This window comes from Herbaspirillum sp. C9C3 (assembly GCF_013359625.1).
GTDB lineage: Bacteria > Pseudomonadota > Gammaproteobacteria > Burkholderiales > Burkholderiaceae_D > Herbaspirillum.
This window is the reverse complement of sequence record NZ_JABFMQ010000001.1, coordinates 220,933-238,936: the sequence shown is the minus strand read 5'-3', so window position 1 is coordinate 238,936 and position 18,004 is coordinate 220,933. Positions and strand designations below refer to the sequence as shown.

General features: G+C 62.6%; 18 protein-coding genes. 7 read left to right on the top strand and 11 right to left on the bottom strand.

The genetic code is table 11. The features are described 5' to 3' along the window. Positions 1-4 precede the first annotated feature (4 nt). The 9 genes from HNO82_RS01165 to thrC form a co-directional block, all read right to left on the bottom strand. The gene (locus HNO82_RS01165; protein ID WP_008328257.1) at positions 5-292 is read right to left on the bottom strand and encodes a helix-turn-helix domain-containing protein; all 288 of its coding nucleotides are present in this window, start codon (positions 290-292) and stop codon (positions 5-7) included. Further along, positions 293-1,582, bottom strand: coding sequence for a type II toxin-antitoxin system HipA family toxin (locus HNO82_RS01160; protein ID WP_175342465.1), 1,290 nt, complete (start codon positions 1,580-1,582; stop codon positions 293-295). A gap of 75 nt (positions 1,583-1,657) precedes the next feature. Further along, complete coding sequence (locus HNO82_RS01155) at positions 1,658-3,004, bottom strand: Nramp family divalent metal transporter (protein WP_008328255.1); 1,347 nt, start codon at positions 3,002-3,004, stop codon at positions 1,658-1,660. 64 nt (positions 3,005-3,068) lie between these two features. Then, positions 3,069-3,521 carry a molybdopterin synthase catalytic subunit MoaE gene (moaE, locus tag HNO82_RS01150; RefSeq protein ID WP_175342464.1) on the bottom strand — a complete coding sequence of 151 codons (453 nt, stop codon included), beginning with the start codon at positions 3,519-3,521 and terminating at the stop codon, positions 3,069-3,071. An 89-nt stretch (positions 3,522-3,610) separates the two neighbouring features. After that, positions 3,611-4,264, bottom strand: a complete 654-nt coding sequence (locus tag HNO82_RS01145) for a class I SAM-dependent methyltransferase (RefSeq protein WP_175342463.1) — start codon at positions 4,262-4,264, stop codon at positions 3,611-3,613. Between the two features lies 1 nt (position 4,265). Beyond that, positions 4,266-4,523 (bottom strand): molybdopterin converting factor subunit 1, encoded by a 258-nt coding sequence (moaD, locus tag HNO82_RS01140; protein ID WP_008328251.1) that lies wholly within the window; start codon positions 4,521-4,523, stop codon positions 4,266-4,268. Positions 4,524-4,552: 29 nt separating this feature from the next. After that, a complete protein-coding gene (locus HNO82_RS01135) occupies positions 4,553-5,395 on the bottom strand; it encodes a DUF817 domain-containing protein (RefSeq protein WP_175342462.1) in 843 nt (280 codons plus the stop codon). A gap of 16 nt (positions 5,396-5,411) precedes the next feature. Further along, positions 5,412-6,701: a molybdopterin molybdotransferase MoeA gene (locus HNO82_RS01130; RefSeq protein WP_175342461.1), complete on the bottom strand. Its 1,290-nt coding sequence runs from the start codon at positions 6,699-6,701 to the stop codon at positions 5,412-5,414. Positions 6,702-6,858: 157 nt separating this feature from the next. Further along, positions 6,859-8,319, bottom strand: coding sequence for a threonine synthase (gene thrC / locus HNO82_RS01125; protein WP_175342460.1), 1,461 nt, complete (start codon positions 8,317-8,319; stop codon positions 6,859-6,861). Between the two features lie 331 nt (positions 8,320-8,650). On the opposite strand from thrC, the gene HNO82_RS01120 reads away from it, so the two are divergent. Then, a complete protein-coding gene (locus HNO82_RS01120) occupies positions 8,651-9,088 on the top strand; it encodes a surface-adhesin E family protein (RefSeq protein ID WP_175342459.1) in 438 nt (145 codons plus the stop codon). 87 nt (positions 9,089-9,175) lie between these two features. On the opposite strand, the gene HNO82_RS01115 is transcribed toward HNO82_RS01120, so the two are convergent. Together HNO82_RS01115 and HNO82_RS01110 are read right to left on the bottom strand one after the other, a co-directional pair. Beyond that, positions 9,176-10,486: a homoserine dehydrogenase gene (locus HNO82_RS01115; protein WP_175342458.1), complete on the bottom strand. Its 1,311-nt coding sequence runs from the start codon at positions 10,484-10,486 to the stop codon at positions 9,176-9,178. Between the two features lie 72 nt (positions 10,487-10,558). Next, a complete protein-coding gene (locus HNO82_RS01110; RefSeq protein ID WP_034350244.1) occupies positions 10,559-11,788 on the bottom strand; it encodes a pyridoxal phosphate-dependent aminotransferase in 1,230 nt (409 codons plus the stop codon). Between the two features lie 390 nt (positions 11,789-12,178). Here HNO82_RS01110 and HNO82_RS01105 point away from each other — a divergent pair, with 390 nt between their 5' ends. The 6 genes from HNO82_RS01105 to HNO82_RS01080 all read left to right on the top strand — a co-directional run bounded on the left by HNO82_RS01105 (position 12,179) and on the right by HNO82_RS01080 (position 17,995). Continuing rightward, positions 12,179-12,559, top strand: coding sequence for an Mth938-like domain-containing protein (locus tag HNO82_RS01105; RefSeq protein WP_175342457.1), 381 nt, complete (start codon positions 12,179-12,181; stop codon positions 12,557-12,559). Positions 12,560-12,615: 56 nt separating this feature from the next. Then, the gene (locus HNO82_RS01100) at positions 12,616-14,343 is read left to right on the top strand and encodes a glycosyltransferase family 39 protein (protein WP_175342456.1); all 1,728 of its coding nucleotides are present in this window, start codon (positions 12,616-12,618) and stop codon (positions 14,341-14,343) included. Then, complete coding sequence (locus tag HNO82_RS01095) at positions 14,340-14,711, top strand: DMT family transporter (RefSeq protein ID WP_175342455.1); 372 nt, start codon at positions 14,340-14,342, stop codon at positions 14,709-14,711. Before HNO82_RS01100 ends, HNO82_RS01095 begins: the two co-directional genes overlap by 4 nt. 100 nt (positions 14,712-14,811) lie before the next feature. After that, on the top strand, positions 14,812-15,933 hold the full coding sequence (locus tag HNO82_RS01090) for a DegT/DnrJ/EryC1/StrS family aminotransferase (RefSeq protein ID WP_175342454.1): 1,122 nt from the start codon (positions 14,812-14,814) through the stop codon (positions 15,931-15,933). Positions 15,934-16,124: 191 nt separating this feature from the next. Continuing rightward, positions 16,125-17,081: a glycosyltransferase gene (locus tag HNO82_RS01085; RefSeq protein ID WP_034350243.1), complete on the top strand. Its 957-nt coding sequence runs from the start codon at positions 16,125-16,127 to the stop codon at positions 17,079-17,081. After that, positions 17,078-17,995: a formyltransferase gene (locus HNO82_RS01080; RefSeq protein WP_008328237.1), complete on the top strand. Its 918-nt coding sequence runs from the start codon at positions 17,078-17,080 to the stop codon at positions 17,993-17,995. The genes HNO82_RS01085 and HNO82_RS01080 overlap by 4 nt, the downstream gene beginning before the upstream one ends. Positions 17,996-18,004: the final 9 nt, after the last annotated feature.

The window sequence follows — 18,004 nt, the reverse complement described above, 5'->3', positions numbered from 1 at the left end:
TTTTTCATGGGCGCTTGCGCATCACGGCCCCGACGCACATGCCGACCGGCTTGAGCAGCTTGTCGGCCGTGGCCAGGGTGGGACTGGATTCACCGCGTTCAATGTCCTGCAGGGTACGGGCCGATACGCCGCACACCTTGGCATATTCGGCGATGGTCAGGCGCAAGGTGGTGCGAATCTTGCGAACCACGGCCGGTACCGGCAAGGTGGGATCGGCGGCCAGTTCATCGAAGAGTGCGCGGCGCTCTTCCATCTGCTCGATGGCGCTCAGGGGTTTGAAGCGCTTGTCCATTCAGAGCGCCTCCAACTGTGCCCGTACCTGGTCCACGGTAGCCGCCAGCGGATCGAGGAAAGTGCCTTCGATCCCCAGGCTGCGGCCATATTGCAGCAAGTCCGCCAACGGCAATGCCATCTCACGCACGGCCGACCTGACCGGTAACTGTTCGATCTGCGCGGCTTCGCAGGCCTGCGTGATGACGCTGGCCCACTGCGGTGAGCCCCCATCGTCACGCTCCCAGCGCATGCGCCGTGCAATGCCATCCGGATGCAGCCACATCGGGGCAAAGTCGAACAGCGGCGTGAGGCCGATCCGCCCCTGCGCATCGCGCCGGATGGCGGTATTGCGGGCGTGATTGTCCTTGTTGCGCAGGACGATGTTGGCGATGTCGCGCTTCAGGTATTCGATGATCTCGGGGAGCGGATCGGTGGCGACTTCACCCAGCCTGGCGCAGACAGCATTGTGTGTGGGAATGGCCGCAAAGCCCGTCACGCCGCACAGGGAAGCAATGCTTTCCTGGGCGTGGCGCACGACTGAGGTCCCGCGCACTTCGCGGTCAAAACGGGGGATGAACAAGGCCTTGCCATGCAGTTCCAGCGCGCCGTGGACCTTCAGGCCCAAGTGCATCGCCAGCTGCATGTAGGGTGCCTCCAGACGCAGGATGTGCGCCAGATCCGGGTCGGGCCCGCGTCCGAACTTGACGATGTAATGGCGCTCGGCTTGCTCATCGGGCAAGGCGTGGTCGAGGTAGAACAAGCCATCACGGGCACGTGTGAGCAGGATCTTGGGCCATTCGCCCTGTACCCCCGACGAGCCCGCCAGGAACAGGCCATGCTGGGCGAGGTATTCATTGAAGTCTTCGGAGCGTGCAGCGATGTCCTCCATCGCAAAGCCGCGCAGCTGCGGTCCGCTGCGCGCCTGCGCCCACTCCCAGGCTTCCTGCACGCGCAAGTTGCCGATGGGATTGCCTGCGCCAGCACACAGCAGCGGCCAGTCGGCGCTGGCTTCGGCGCGCTCATCCAGCCCCAGCTGGCGCAACAGTTCGCCACGACCGTAACCTTGCGGCAGCAGATCGATCAGGCAAGCTGGCCAGCGCGCCTCACCAAGGCTCTCCAACCCCACCGGCACGTTCACCGACAAGGCCGCAGCATCGCGCCTGCCCATGTAATCGATGGCGTGCACGGCGTCATAGCTGAAGTAAGTCGAGGCCGCCATGCCCAGCTCGACCGGCGCAGTCAACGACAACGCACCGGCCTGCCGCCAGGCCCCGTCGATATGAACTTGAAGTGTGCAGGAAGTCTTCATATACACATCATACTATCATCATTGAGCCGAAAATCCATGCCAATCGTGATAGTTTGATGTGCAAATGGCCTTTTACTACTCCGCAAACACCTGCCACACCAACCATACATTGGCCGCCGAAATGGTCACAAAGAGCAGCCAGGCCACCGCGCTCACCCACCAGCGATTGACCAGGTCGCCCATCAGATCCCGGCGGCTGGTGAGGCGGATCAGCGGATACATGGCAAAGGGCAGCTGCAGCGACAGCACGACCTGGCTGGCGACCAGCAGCTTGCCTACCGAATGCGGTCCCAGGGTGAGCACGCCGATCAACGCGGGCACCAGGGCCAGCGCGCGGGTAATGACGCGGCGCTGCCAGCAGGGAATCTTGAGCTTGAGAAAGCCCTCCATGATGACCTGCCCGGCAATGGTGCCGGTGAAGGTCGAACTCTGTCCGGAAGCGAACAAGCCTACGCCAAACAGAATGGCGGCCATGGCCGACCCGGTGATGGGGTCCAGCAGGTGATAGGCCTCATCCAGCTCGGCGACCTGCGTATTGCCGCTCTTGTGGAAGGCCGCTGCCGCCAGGATCAGAATGGTGGCGTTGATGACCATGGCGATCAACAGCGAGACCGTGGTATCGACCCGCGTGTAGCGTACCGCCTCCAGCAGCGACGCCGGATCACGCTGCACGCTGCGGGTCTGAACGATGGAGGAATGCAGGTAGAGATTGTGCGGCATCACCGTGGCACCGATGATGCCGATGGCCAGGTACAGCGGTTCGCGGCTGGAGATGGCCTGCAGCGAGGGGACGAAGCCCTGCATCACCTCATGCCAGTCCGCCTTGACGAAGGCCAACTGCGCCAGCAGGCAGGCGGCGATGGTGATGACCAGGCCCAGGATGATGGCCTCGACCTGGCGGAATCCCCTGCCCTTCAACCCCAGCACGATGAGCGTGTCCAGCGCCGTCAGCAGCACGCCCACCGGCAGCGACACTCCCAACAGCAGGTTGAAGGCCAGCGCGCAGCCCAGCACCTCGGCCAGATCGCAGGCGATGATGGAGAGCTCGGCCAGCACCCACATGCCCTTGCCCACGGCCGGCGGATAGTGCTCGCGCGAATGCACTGCCAGGTCCTTGCCGGTAGCGATGCCCAGCCGCGCGCACAGGCATTGCAGCACGATGGCGGCCAGGCTGGAGAGCATCACCACGAACAGCAGCTGGTAACCGAACTGTGAACCTGCCTGGATCGATGTCGCCCAGTTGCCGGGGTCCATGTAGCCGATCGAGACCAGCAGGCCCGGCCCCACGTAGATGCGCAGCTTCTGCCAGACCGAAGCACCGCGCGGTACGTTGACGGTACCGGCGACTTCGGAAGGGCAGAACGGAGCCGTGGCCGTCGTGGGCAAACCCGGGATGCGGGGAAAGCGGAAAGTGAATGGCAAGACGAAAATCCCCTTTTGTGCCGTTGATGGCGTCGCCGGGATCAACGTCCCGGGCGATGCTGCCTTATTGCGCCCACTTGGCCAGCGCCGTGTCGTCGCTCTCGCGGGCGTCGACCCAGCGTGCGCCGTCCGGCGTCTGTTCTTTCTTCCAGAACGGGGCCTGGGTCTTGAGGTAATCCATGATGAATTCGCAGGCGGCAAAGGCTTCGCCGCGATGCGGTGAAGTGACCGCCACCAGCACGATCTGCTCGCGCGGCTGCATGGGACCGACGCGATGGATCACCAGCGCATCGAAGATCGGCCAGCGTGCCTTGGCTTGCTCCACGATCTGTTCCAGGGCGCGCTCGGTCATGGCCGGATAATGTTCCAGCTCCATTTCGGACACCGCCGCACCGTCGTTGAGATCACGCACCGTGCCTACGAAACTGACCACGGCACCGACGCGCGGATTGGACAGGCGCAGCTGCGCCACTTCAGTGGAAAGATCGAAATCGGCAGTCTGGACACGGACGGGCATGGCGGCAGAGGAAATGAATGCAGGCTGCGATTCTACCAGCGTCTGGATCACCGACCAGGTCGCCTAAGTATGGCCTGAGCAGTTGGGGATCAGCCCGCAGCGCCGGAGTCTTCGGTCTTCTGCCAGACGCTGGCCAGCCACGGCTGCTGCTCGCGCGGCAAGCCGTCGGGGCGGTAATAATGCCGCAATTCAACGAAGCCCGCTGGCACCACATAGCGCCGCCAGCCTTCCAGGCTATGCCAGACCCCATAGCGCGGACCGCTCCAGCCTTCCAGATCATTGCCGCGCGGATTGGAACTGAAGAGGATGCCACCCGGCTTCAGGCTGGCATGCAGCTGTCCCAGCACGCGCGGCAGCTCGGTGGACGGCACGTGAAACAGCGAGGCATTGGCAAAGATGCCGTCAAAGCGTGCCAGCGGCAGATCCAGCTGCAGGAAATCCTGATGCAGGACTTCACAGCCGCTGGCCGCGCGCGCCATCTCGACGAATTCGGCCGTGCCGTCCAGCCCCACGGCCACATGGCCACGCCGGGTGAATTCGATCAGGTCTCGTCCCGGACCACAGCCGAGGTCCAGGATCGTGAACGGCCCCTGCCCGGCTGGCCCCGACCTGGCGTGCAGGGCATCGAGCAGGGCCGCCATGTTCTGGCTGACGTCATGATCCCAGGTCCCCTCGCGGAAACTTTGCGCGTTGCTGCTGTAGTGCGCAATCGTGCCCACTACCGGATCGCGACCGGTGCTCATGTCAGCCCCCGGTGACGGGCGGGAAGAAGGCCACCTCGCCACCATCGACGATCTCGGTATCGGCCTCAGTCATTTCATGGTCGTAGGCCATGCGCAGGTTCTTTTCCGGTCCCAGCACTTCGGCCCAGATGCCGCCCCGGCCCATCAGGAAGGCGCGCACGTCGCCGACGGTCTTGACGCTGTCGGGCAGCTCGATGATTTCCTGCGAGGTCTGCAGGGCTTCGCGCACGCTGGCGAAGAAACGGAGTTCGATTTTCATGGGATGTCCTTGATGATGGCAGCAGACCCTCAGTGGGCGATATGAATCTTGCTGCGAATATGCTTGAGATGAACCACGATGGTAAAGGTCATCATCACCAGCAACGACCAGGCACTCCATTTGCCCAGGTGCACGGTGGACCAGGCCCCCATCTGGTTGGGATAGCGCCAGATGCCGAAGAAGGTACTGATGTTCTCGGCCAGCCAGATGAAGAACCCGATCAGCAGGAACGCCAGCAGCAGCGGCATCTTGCGGTCCCGGTCCAGCGGACGGAACAGCACCGTGGAGCGGGCATACAGACCCAGTGCGCAAGCCGCCAGATACCAGCGGTAGTCGCCGATGTAATGATGCGTGAAGAAATTGACGTAAATCAGCAAGGCGATCAGGGTCGCCATCCAGTACGGGGGATGATGCTGGATACGCAGGTCGAACAGGCGCCAGGCCTGGATGATGTAGCTGCCCACGGCGGCATACATGAATCCGGAAAACAGCGGCACCCCGAACAGCTTGGTATAGGCGAAGTCAGGATAACTCCAGGACTGGATCGCCCCCGAGGTCTTGAACACCTCCAGCGCAAAACCGACCACGTGGAAGACGCTGATGGCCTTGAGTTCGGCCATGGTTTCGATCCGGGTCGAGACCATCCATGCCTGCACCAGCAAGGCGAAGAGCAGCAAGGCATCATAGCGGGGAAGGCCGAGCAGTCCAGCGCGCGGCATCAGGAAAACGGCGGCGAAGAAGAGGCCCGCAAACAGGCAACAGCGCGCTTCCTTGATGCCGAACATGAGAAATTCCAGCACGAAGCGACGCCAGCCGGTGGCCTCGCTGGGAATGCTGCTGCTCAGGTAGTGATCGATGTCAGCCAGTCTCATCGGAGCTCCGTTGGCTTCAGTTCAGCAGCGCATCGAACGCCAGAAACTGCACCGTATCGCCGGCAGCGATGGTTTGTCCGGGCGGATTGTCAATCAGACCATCGGCCCAGACGGTCGAGGTCAGCACCGCCGACCCCTGACTGGGGAAAAGATCCAGCCCGCCCTGGGCGTTGCGACGTACCCGCAGGAATTCCCGGCGGCGGTCGGCGCGCGGCCAGTCGAAGTCGGCCCGCATGACCACCGGTCGCGGCAGCACGGCCTCCTGCGGCAGCCCTTGCAGGCGCAGGATGAAGGGCCTTACGAACAGCAGGAAGGTCACAAAGGACGACACCGGATTGCCCGGCAATCCCAGGAAGAAAGCTTCACTTCCCTCTTCACCCACCTCTGTTCCGCGCCGCACCTGGCCAAAGGCCAGCGGCTTGCCAGGCTTCATGGCGATCTGCCACATGTTGATACGGCCCTCAGCTTCGACAGCGGGCTTCACATGGTCTTCTTCCCCCACCGAGACGCCGCCGCTGGTGATGATGAGGTCGTGCTCGCGAGCGGCCTCGCGCAGGGTCAGGCGGGTCGCCTCCAGACTGTCGGGCACGATGCCGAAGTCGCTCACCTCGCAGCCCAGTTTCTGCAACAGGCCACGCAGCAGAAAGCGATTGGAATTGTAGATGCCGCCCGGCTTCAATGGCTGGCCGGGCATGGTCAGTTCATCGCCAGTGAAGAACACCGCCACACGCACCGGCCGCAGCACCTGCAGCCGCGCCTGACCGATGGAGGCCGCCAACCCCAGTTCCTGCGGGCGCAGGCGGGTGCCGGCCGCGAGGATGGTGCTGCCCTGGCGGATGTCTTCACCGATCATGCGCACCCATTCACCGCTCTTGGGGACATGGCGGATCACCACGTAGTCGCCCTCGGTCTCGCAGGCTTCCTGCATGACGACGGCGTCAGCGCCCTGCGGCATCATCGCACCGGTAAAGATGCGCGCCGCCGTAGCCGGTTCCAGCGGCTGGCCCACGTGGCCCGCCGGAATGCGCTGCGACACGCGCAGGCGGGCCTGGCCCGATGCGCAATCGGCCGCACGCACGGCGTAGCCATCCATTTGTGAATTGACCATGCCGGGCACGTCGATGCAGGCCGTGACCGGCTCGGCCAGCACGCGGCCACCAGCCTCCAGGACATCAACGCTCTCGTGTTCCAGCACCGGCACGGCAGCCGCCAGCAAGGTGTCGAGCGCCTGGCTGACGTCCTGCATGGGAGCACGGGGCGGCTGGTCGGATGAGGGGGCGACGGTGGGAGTGGTCGTGGCGGACATGGCAAGCCTGAGGGAGAAGATCGGATGACGGGTGAGCGTTGTTTTCTGGTCGATACAGCGACCCGACATTCTAATGCAATCAGCGCCCCGCCGCGCTCCATGAAAAACGCCGTCCGGGCGCTGGGCGCGGACGGCGTTGCAATGACGACTGCGCGGCTTACAGGCCGGTATGCTCGGCTACGTAAGCCTTCACGCGGGCGGCATCGGCCGGCATCACCTCGAAGCGCTGCGGCAGTGCCTCGATGTTCTCGAAGCCCGCCGGACGGTTGGCATCGCGGCCCAGGGCTTCGCGGATGGTTTCATTGAACTTGGCCGGCAAGGCGGTTTCCAGCACGATCATGGTCACGCCTGGTACCAGATGTTCGCGGGCCACCTTGATGCCGTCGGCAGTGTGGGTGTCGACGGTAATGCCATAGGCCTTCTCGGCGAAGCGGATGGTCTCCAGACGGTCGGCGTGGGTCGACTTGCCGGAGGCAAAACCGTACTGCATGACGCTGGCGAATTCATTGCCGTCGCTGCCGGCCTGGCCGCTGAGGTCAAAGCCGCCCTCGGTCTCGACCTTGTGGAACAGGGCTTTCACGCGGGCGCTGTCGCGGCCCAGCAAATCATAGACGAAGCGCTCGAAGTTGGAGGCCTTGCTGATGTCCATGCTGGGGCTGCTGGTGTGGTAGGTCTCGGCCGACTTGCGCACGCGGTAGTGGCCGGTGCGGAAGAATTCGTCCAGCACGTCGTTCTCGTTGGTGGCCACCACCAGCTTGTCGATGGGCAAGCCCATCATGCGGGCGATGTGGCCGGCGCAGATGTTGCCGAAGTTGCCCGAAGGGACGGTGAAGGACACCTTCTGCTCATTGCTGGTGGTCGCGGCCAGGTAGCCCCGGAAGTAGTACACCACCTGGGCCACCACGCGTGCCCAGTTGATCGAGTTGACGGTACCGATCTTCTTGGTGGCCTTGTACTCCAGGTCGTTGGAGATGGCTTTGACGATGTCCTGGCAGTCGTCGAAGACGCCTTCGACCGCCAGGTTGAAGATGTTGGGGTCTTGCAGGCTGAACATCTGGGCGGTCTGGAAGGCGCTCATCTTCTTGTGCGGCGACAGCATGAAGACGCGGATGCCCTTCTTGCCACGCATGGCGTATTCGGCAGCGCTGCCGGTGTCGCCGGAGGTGGCACCGACGATGTTCAATTCCGCGCCCTTTTTGGCCAGCGCATATTCGAACAGATTGCCCAGCAATTGCATCGCCATGTCCTTGAAGGCCAGCGTGGGGCCGTTGGACAGGCTTTGCAGCACCAGCTTCTTGCCTTGCTCGTCCTGCAGGGTACGCAGCGGGGTGATCTGGCTGGCATCTTCGCCGACGCGGGTGTTGCGGTAGACGTCGGCGGTATAGGTCTTGTGGGCCAGCGCCTTGAGGTCCGCTTCCGGAATGTCGGTGGCGAATTTCTTGAGGACTTCGAAGGCCAGGTCGGCATACGACAGCGTGCGCCACTGATCCAGTTCGGCGCCGCTGACCTGCGGATACGCTGCCGGCAGGTACAGGCCGCCGTCAGGGGCCAGGCCGCCCAGCAGGATGTCAGAAAAGGAAGGAGTTGCAGCGTGACCGCGGGTGGAAACGTAGTGCATGTCGATAGGATGCGCCGGCAGGCGGCGAGAGCGTGGAGTGGGAGGAAAGTCCTCGATTATACGGCCAGCGGGCGCTGCACAAAAGCGCGGCATGGAAGAAAGCTGCACCGGGATGCCGTGCCATGGCCAACGATGCTGGTCGTGCGCGGCCAATGTTGCACCGAATCATCATGACATGGAGGGCAGCTGAAATAAAACGTTACCGCCCTTGAAAGCCGCGCATGGCCGGGCTATGCTGCGCCACTTCGTGCAGCACCGCCGGGATGGCGGGAATGTTTGCGCGCTGGCCACATCAAAGACGCATTTCACACTCAAAAGGATGGAAAACGGCATGAACCACAAGATCAAGACCCTGCTGGCCACGGCCGGCCTGTTCGGCGCCCTGCTGGCGAGCCTGCCGGCGCATGCCGAGAACTGGCAATCGCTGGGCGGCACGGATAGCTCAGAGCTGCTGGTGGACACCGACTCCATCATCGAATCCGGCGGCATCCGCGAGGCCTGGTCGATGTGGAACTTCAAGCAAGCCCGCCCCAACACCGGCGACCAGAGCTTCCCGACCCTGAAGTCCTACAAGGACTTGCACCAGTACAACTGCAAGGCCGGCTCCATGAAGCTGGTGCGTGAAATCATCTTCGCCGAGAACGATGGCAAGGGCGACAAGCGTGACCACAGCGATGCCCTGAAGGGACAAGAGTTCAACAAGCCCAAACCGATGTCGGTGGGCGACGCCATGCTGCAGGCGGTCTGCAATTTCGAACTGAAGAAATGATCATAGGGGGCCTTGCCCCCCCCTTCCTCGATTTAATGAAAAACGGAGCCCGCGGGCTCCGTTTTTCATTGCTGCCTTGAGCGCTGATCAGCCCAGTTCTTCCAGGCGGATCTTGGTGACCTGACCAACCACGGTCGCCAGGGATTCGATCTTGGCGATGGCGGCCTCGATGTTCTTTTCCTGGGTCTGGTGGGTCAGCATGATGATGTCGGTCTGCTGCTCGCCTTCGGCCGGCTCCTTCTGCAGCATGGCATCGATGGAAATGGTCGAATCAGCCAGGATGCGCGTCACATCGGCCAGCACGCCAGCCTGGTCGGCCACGCGGATGCGCAGGTAGTAGCTGGTCACCACTTCGCTCATCGGCAGCACCGGGGTATCGGCCATGGCATTGAGCTGGAAGGCCAGCGAAGGCACGTGGTGTTCGGGGTCGGCAGTCGCCAGGCGGGTAATGTCGACCAGGTCGGCGATGACCGCTGAGGCGGTCGGCTCGGAACCGGCACCCTTGCCGTAGTACAACGCTTCGCCCACGGCGTCGCCGCGCACCACCACGGCATTCATCGCGCCCTCGACATTGGCGATCAGGCGCGAGGCCGGGATCAGCGTCGGGTGCACGCGCAGCTCGATGCCCTTCTCGGTCTGGCGGGTAATGCCCAGGAGCTTGATGCGATAGCCCAGCTTCTCGGCGTAGGTGATGTCGCTGGCCTGCAGCTTGGTGATGCCTTCCACATGGGCCTTGTCGAACTGCACCGGGATGCCGAACGCGATCGAGGCCATGATGGTCAGCTTGTGGGCCGCGTCCACGCCTTCGATGTCGAAGGTCGGGTCGGCTTCGGCATAGCCCAGGCGTTGCGCTTCCTTGAGCACCACGTCGAAGTCCAGTCCCTTGTCGCGCATCTCGGAGAGGATGAAGTTGGTGGTGCCGTTGATGATGCCGGCGACCCACTGGATGCGGTTGGCGGTGAGACCTTCGCGCAGCGCCTTGATGATGGGGATGCCACCGGCCACGGCGGCCTCGAAGGCCACCATGACGCCCTTTTCCTGCGCCGCCTTGAAGATTTCATTGCCGTGCTTGGCGATCAGGGCCTTGTTGGCCGTGACCACGTGCTTGCCGTTGGCGATGGCCTTGAGCACGAGGTCGCGGGCGATGTCATCGCCGCCGATCAGCTCCACGACGATATCGATCTCGGGATCGTTCACCACCAGGTTGCCGTCGTTGACGACCTTGACTTTTCCCTGGGTCAGTTCGGTCGCGCGGGCAGTATTGCGAGCGGCGACCATGGTAATTTCAATGCCCCGGCCAGCACGGCGTGCAATCTCTTGCTGGTTGCGCTGGAGAACATTGAAAGTACCGGAACCCACGGTGCCGATGCCGAGCAAACCTACTTTGATGGATTTCATATTGTCTTCGTGGTTGATGAAAAATGACCGTCACGCCGCTGGCCGCAGCATGACGGGGACTGCAGAAACGGATCAGGCCGTACCGTGACGACGGCGGTAGCCTTCCAGGAAGTGCGCAATGCGCCCCATGGACTCGGTCAGGTCGTCGGTGTTGGGCAGGAACACCACGCGGAAGTGGTCCGGCGTGGGGCAATTGAAGCCGGTGCCCTGCACGATCAACACCTTTTCCTCGGCCAGCAGCTCGTAGGCGAATTCCTGATCGTCCTTGATCGGATAGATCTCCGGATCCAGGCGCGGGAACATGTACAGCGCCGATTTGGGCTTCACGCAGGTCACGCCGGGGATATCGGTCAGGAGCCGGTGTGCCAGGTCGCGCTGCTTGGTGAGGCGACCATTGGGCGCCACCAGGTCGTTGATGCTCTGATAGCCGCCCAAGGCGGTCTGGATGGCGAACTGGCCAGGCGCATTGGCGCACAGGCGCATGGAGGCCAGCATGTTCAAGCCTTCGATGTAGTCGCGGGCATGCTTCTTCTCCCCCGACACCACCATCCAGCCGGCGCGGTAGCCGCAGGAACGATAGTTCTTGGACAGGCCGTTGAAGGTGATGAACAGCACGTCATCGGCCAGCGAGGCCAGCGAGGTATGGGTGTTGCCGTCGTAGAGCACCTTGTCGTAGATCTCGTCGGCCAGAATGATCAACTGGTGCTGACGCGCCAGTTCGATGATTTCCTTGAGCACGTCCACCGAATAGAGCGCGCCGGTCGGGTTGTTGGGATTGATGACGACGATGGCCTTGGTGTTGGGCGTGATCTTCTTCTTGATATCGGCGATGTCGGGCTGCCAGCCTTGCTGCTCGTCGCAGACGTAATGGACCGGAGTACCGCCCGACAGGCTCACCGCCGCCGTCCACAACGGATAGTCGGGCGAAGGGACCAGCACTTCGTCACCGGTGTTGAGCAGCGCGTTCACGCTCATGACGATCAGTTCGGAGGCGCCATTGCCGAGATAGATGTCATCGATGGTGACACCCTCGATCTTCTTTTGCTGGGTGTAGTGCATGACCGACTTGCGCGGGGCGAACAGGCCCTTGGAATCGGTATAGCCGGAGGCATTGCCCATGTTGCGGATCATGTCCTGCACGATCTCGTCGGGCGCATCGAAGCCGAAGGCGGCCAGGTTGCCGATATTGAGCTTGATGATCTTGTGGCCCTCTTCCTCCATCTGACGCGCTTTTTCCAGCACGGGACCCCGAATGTCGTAACACACATCTGCCAGCTTCTTGGATTTCTGAATCGGTCGCACAGCTCTTCCTCTATTCGTTTCGCGCCAGGCCGCACCGGCTGCCGGCCGGGCCTGCCCTGCTTCATCGGCCGCATGCGCCGGACCGGAACCTTTACCTCGCGGTTCTCTCCATTACCACGCTTGCCGTCATTTTCCTGCATGTTTTTGCCTGCTGCAGTGCAGTGTAAAGCACTTGCAAAGAGGCCTGCGGCGGCGCCCCATGGGCTTGCCGGGAACCGGCCATTTTGCCCAAAGCTAAGCATTTTATCAATCAAATAGGCGTGCGCCAGGGTCGGAAACGGCTACAATGGCGCACTTTACGACCACGTTGCCGCGATGTATGTCGACCTGACATCATGGCCTGGACGTTCGCCCCGCGGGGCCGCCTGCAACCCATCCTGCCCATCTGCGATGAAGCTCCATTCGACCGAAACCAAGCAATACCAGACCGTCACCGCCTACGACGAAGACGGTGTCGAGCTCAATGCCATCCGGTTCACCAACAGCCTGCTGGTACTGCCCGAAAGTGAACCGGTGCCATGGCCGGTAGAGCGCTTCGAGGCACTCACCACCGAGCATTTCGGCCAGATCGATGCTACCGCGCCCGATGTAGTCATCCTGGGCACTGGCGAGCGCCAGCGCTTCGTGCATCCCAGGCTGACCACGGCGCTGACCGCGCGTCGCATCGGCGTGGAGTGCATGGATAACCAGGCGGCCTGCCGCACCTACAACATTCTCATGGCCGAAGGGCGCAAGGTGGCCCTGGCGCTGATCATCGCGCCCCAAGCCTGACGCCGGCACTTGCCGCGACAAGAAACCGAAGAACACGCAACAAGGAACCACTGTCAATGCGCGACCTGTACAAATCCAAGGCGTTCGTCTGGACGCTGATCATTCTCTTCCTGCTGGTCTGGTTCTGGATGCTGGGCGCCCGCGTACTGGTGCCCACCGACGAGGGCCGCTATGCCGAAATGGCGCGCGAGATGGTGGCCACGCAAGACTGGATCACCACCCGCCTGAACGGCATCAAGTACTTCGAGAAGCCGCCCCTGCAAACCTGGATGAATGCCATCACCTTCGAGCTGTTTGGCCTGGGTGAATGGCAGGCGCGCCTGTGGACGGGCCTGTGCGGCCTGCTCGGCATCGGCCTGGCGAGCTATACCGGCACCCGCATCTTCAATGGCCGCGTGGGCTTCTATGCGGCACTGGTGCTGGCCTCCAGCTTCTTCTGGGCGGGCATGGGCCACATCAATACGCTGGACATGGGGCTGTCGGGGATGATGACCATCGCCCTCTGTTCGCTCCTGATGGCGCAGCGCGACGGCGCCTCCCGCGAGAGCCAGCGCAACTGGATGCTGCTGTGCTGGGCCGGCATGGCGCTGGCGGTGCTGTCCAAGGGTCTGATCGGTATCGTCCTGCCGGGCGCGGTGTTGGTACTCTATTCAGTCTTCGCGCGCGACTGGGCGATCTGGAAGCGGCTGCACCTGATCAAGGGCCTGATCCTGTTCTTTGCGATCTGCACCCCCTGGTTCCTGGCGGTGTCGCTGCGCAATCCGGAGTTCCCGCAGTTCTTCTTCATCCACGAACACTTCCAGCGCTTCACCACCAAGATTCATAGCCGCACCGGTCCGTGGTACTACTTCATCCCCATTCTGGTACTGGGCATCATTCCCTGGCTGGGCGTGTTCTTCCAGAGCCTGTGGAAAGGCACCCGCGAACAGCGCGATACGGCCGGCTACAACAGTCTCAACGGCGGACGCTTCCAGCCCAAGCGACTGCTGCTGGTGTGGGCAGTATTCATCTTCGTGTTCTTCAGCATCTCGGACTCCAAGCTACCCTCCTACATCCTGCCGATCTTCCCGGCGCTGGCATTGCTGATCGCCTGCTATCTGGAAGAAGCCGACTACAAGGCGCTGGCCTGGGCCGGCTCGCTGGTGGCCCTGCCCTCGGCGGTGGCGCTGGCCTTCATCCCGCGCGTGCCCTCGCTGGCCAAGAACGCCTACTCCCTGCCGCTGATCGAAGCCCACGTGCCCTACCTGTATGCGGGTGCCCTGATCTTCTTCGTCGGCGGCATCGCCGCCATCCGTCTGGCGCGTCAGCACAAGGACTGGGCCGTGACCTCACTGGCGACCACCGCCTTCCTGGCCGGCCAGTTGCTGATGCTGGGCCATGACCCGCAAGGCCGCTATTCCGCAGGCGTGGACTACGTACCTGTCCTGCAGGCCGAACTGAAGCCGGAAACCCCGATCTATCTGGTCGGCCGCTATGAACAGGCCCTGCCCTTCTATCTGCGCCGCACCATGATCCTGGTGGAGCATGCCGATGAGATGGAGTTCGGCCTCAAGCAGGAACCGCAGCTGTGGCTGCCGACCGTCGATGCCTTCGTGGCACAGTGGGTGGCCGACCATACCGCCGGCAAGAAGGATATCGCCATCATCGATCCGACCATCTACAAGCAGCTGGTCGAGCGCAAGCTGCCCATGCGCCTGATCGGCCAGGACCCGCGCCGGGTGATCGTGGCCAATGATCCGGCCCCCGCCGTTCCGGCCGCTGGCGAGAAGAAGGCCGCGAAATGAACCTGACGACATTTGGCTTCATCTTTGTCGGCATCTGCCTGAACGCAGTTGCACAATTGCTGCTCAAGGCCGGCACCAATGCGGTCGGCGCGATCCACCTGACGGCGGACAACTGGTTTTCAACCGGGCTCAAGCTGGCCACCCAGCTGCCCATCATCGGTGGCCTGTCCTGCTACGTGATTTCGGTCGGCGTGTGGATCATCGGCCTGTCGCGCGTGGATGTGACCATCGCCTACCCGCTGCTTTCCCTGGGCTACATCATCAATGCCATCGGTGCCTGGTACTTCCTGGGCGAGGCGGTCTCCCCGCAGCGCCTGCTGGCCATTGGCGTGATCATCGTGGGTGTGGTCTTGCTGACCAGAAGCTGATTTACAATACCGCGTTGCCGTGCGCCCGGCGCGCCGGCAACAGCCCTGCCGCCTGGCGCGGCCCTCCCCCCCACTGAATATCGTCTGACCGGATTTCACCATGAGCCTGCCCTTTCTGCCGTTTGCCAAACCCACCATCGATGAAGCCACCATCGCCGCCGTCGGCGACGTGCTGCGATCGGGCTGGATCACCAGCGGCCCCAAGGTGCAGGCCTTCGAAAAGGCCTTGTCGGAGTACCTGGACGGGCGCATCGTGCGCACCTTCAATTCCGGCACCTGCACGATGGAAATCGCCCTGCGCATCGCCGGCATCGGGCCGGGCGATGAAGTCATCACCACCCCGATCTCCTGGGTCGCCACCGCCAACGTGATCCTGGAGACCGGCGCCACCCCGGTCTTTGCCGACATTGATCCGGTCACCCGCAACATCGACCTGGATCAGCTGGAGGCGGCCATCACTCCGCGTACCAAGGCCGTCATCCCGGTCTACCTGTCGGGCCTGCCGGTGGACATGGACCGCCTCTACGCCATTGCCGCCAAGCACAAGTTGCGCGTGGTGGAAGACGCCGCCCAGGCGCTGGGATCGACCTGGAACGGCAAGCGCATCGGCGCCTTCGGCGACTTCGTCTCCTTCAGTCTGCAAGCCAACAAGAACATCACCAGCTCCGAAGGCGGTTTCCTGGTGCTCAACAATGCCGAGGAAGCCCGCCTGGCCGAGAAATACCGCCTGCAGGGCGTCACCCGCAGCGGCTTCGACGGCCTGGAAGTGGACGTCCTGGGTGGCAAGTTCAACATGACCGATGTGGCCGCCGCCATCGGCCTGGGGCAGTTCGCCCATATTGACACCATTACCGCCCATCGCAAGGCGCTGGCACGCCACTATTTCGCCTGCTTCGGCAGCGACTTCGAAGCCAACTACGGCGCCCAGCTGCCGGTGGCCGACTTCGAGAACTCCAACTGGCACATGTTCCAGCTGGTCCTGCCGGAACGCATCACCCGCGCCGCCTTCATGGAAAAGATGATGGAAAAGCAGATCGGCATCGGCTATCACTACCCGGCCATTCATTTGCTGAAGCTCTATCGTGAACGCGGCTTCAAGGAAGGCATGTTCCCGGTGGCCGAGCGCGTCGGCCAGCGCATCGTCTCGCTGCCCATGTTCAATGCAATGAGTAAAGAAGACGTTGAGCGCGCAGTTGAAACGGTAAAATTGGTGCTTGGCTGATTTTTGCGGTTGATGCGAAGAAATTCGGCATAATTCGATTTATTTGCATTCCTGCAATGTCGCAGCAGCACACTCCCTGGCCTGAACGCCGCGATGAAGCTGATCGTGGCGCATCGGGCCTTTGATTTATGGACGTCGATACGGCTCCGTCCGTGCCGACACCAGGCAATTCCAGCAATTTACGATATTTGATGAAACCAGAACTGTCCGTCGTCATCCCGGTATACAACGAGGAATCCGGGCTCTCCAAACTGTTCGAGCGCCTCTACCCGGCGCTGGACGCCCTGGGATACCGCTATGAAGTCATCTTCGTCAACGATGGCAGTCGCGACCGCTCCGCCGGCATCCTGGCCGAGCAATACCGCATCCGCCCGGATGTGACGCGTGTGGTGCTCTTCAATGGCAACTATGGTCAACACATGGCCATCATGGCCGGCTTCGAAGCCACCCGTGGCGAAGTCGTGGTGACCCTGGACGCCGACCTGCAGAATCCGCCCGAAGAAATCGGCAACCTGGTGGCCAAGATGCGCGAAGGCTACGACTACGTCGGCTCGATCCGCCGCAAGCGCCAGGATTCGGCCTGGCGCACCTATGCCTCCAAGGCCATGAACCGCCTGCGTGAAAAGATCACCCGCATCAAGATGACCGACCAGGGCAACATGCTGCGCGCCTACGGTCGCAATGTCATTGACCTGGTCAATCAGTGCCGCGAGGTCAATACCTTCGTACCGGCGCTGGCCTACACCTTCGCGCGCAATCCGACCGAGATCGTGGTGGAACATGAAGAACGCTCGGCCGGGGAATCGAAATATTCCTTCTACAGCCTGATCCGCCTGAACTTCGACCTGGTGACGGGCTTCTCGCTGGTGCCGCTGCAATTCTTCTCGCTGCTGGGTATTGCCCTGTCGTTCGCTTCGGCCGCGCTGTTCATCCTCATCGTGCTGCGCCGCCTGCTCATCGGTGCCGAAGTGGGCGGGGTGTTCACGCTGTTCGCCATCACCTTCTTCCTGATGGGCGTGATCCTGTTCTCCATCGGCCTGCTGGGCGAATACATCGGCCGCATCTACATGCAGGTGCGCTCGCGCCCGCGCTATGTGGTGCAGGCCATCCTTGAGCAAGCTACTTCAGAAGACAAGCAAGCCCTATGAACGCCGTCGTCTTTGCCTACCATGATGTGGGTGTACGCTGCCTGAAGGTCTTGCTCGCCCGCGGCGTGCAGGTGTCCCTGGTGGTCACCCATGAGGACAACGCTGCCGAGAACATCTGGTTCGGTTCGGTGGCCGGCCTGTGCCGCGAGCACGGCATTGCCTGCATCACCCCCGCCGATGCGCGCTCGCCGCAGTTGCTGGCCCAGCTGCAGGCCGCACAGCCGGACTTTATCTTCAGTTTTTATTACCGCCATATGCTGCCGGTGGAAGTACTGGCCTGCGCCAGGCGCGGTGCCTACAACATGCACGGCTCGCTGCTGCCCAAGTATCGCGGGCGCGTGCCCATCAACTGGGCGGTGCTGCACGGCGAAACCGAGACCGGCGCCACCCTGCATGAAATGACGGTCAAGCCGGACGCCGGCGCCATCGTGGCGCAGACGGCCGTGCCCATCCTGCCCGACGACACCGCCCATGAAGTCTTCGGCAAGGTCGTCGTGGCCGCCGAAATGACGCTCTGGAACGTGCTGCCGGCCATGCTGGCCGGCCAGACCCCCAACCTGCCCAATGAGCTCTCGCAAGGCAGCTACTTCAGCGGCCGCAAGCCCGAAGATGGCCGCATCGACTGGCGTCGTACCGCCGGCGAGGTCCATAATCTGGTGCGCGCGGTGGCCCCGCCCTATCCTGGCGCCTTCGAAGAAATCGCGGGTGATAAAATTACGGTCACGAGAACCCGGCTGGTTCCGCCAGCGGCCCATCCCGCGCTGCAGCGGGCCCACGGTACGCAGGACAAGTTCTTCGAAGGTGGCAAGTTGTACGCCCGTTGTGGCGATGGCAACTTCCTGCAGATTCTGGGCATCCAGATCAATGATCAGGATGCTTCACTCAACAATTACCTGAAATACATGGCCTCCTGAAGTCCGGCC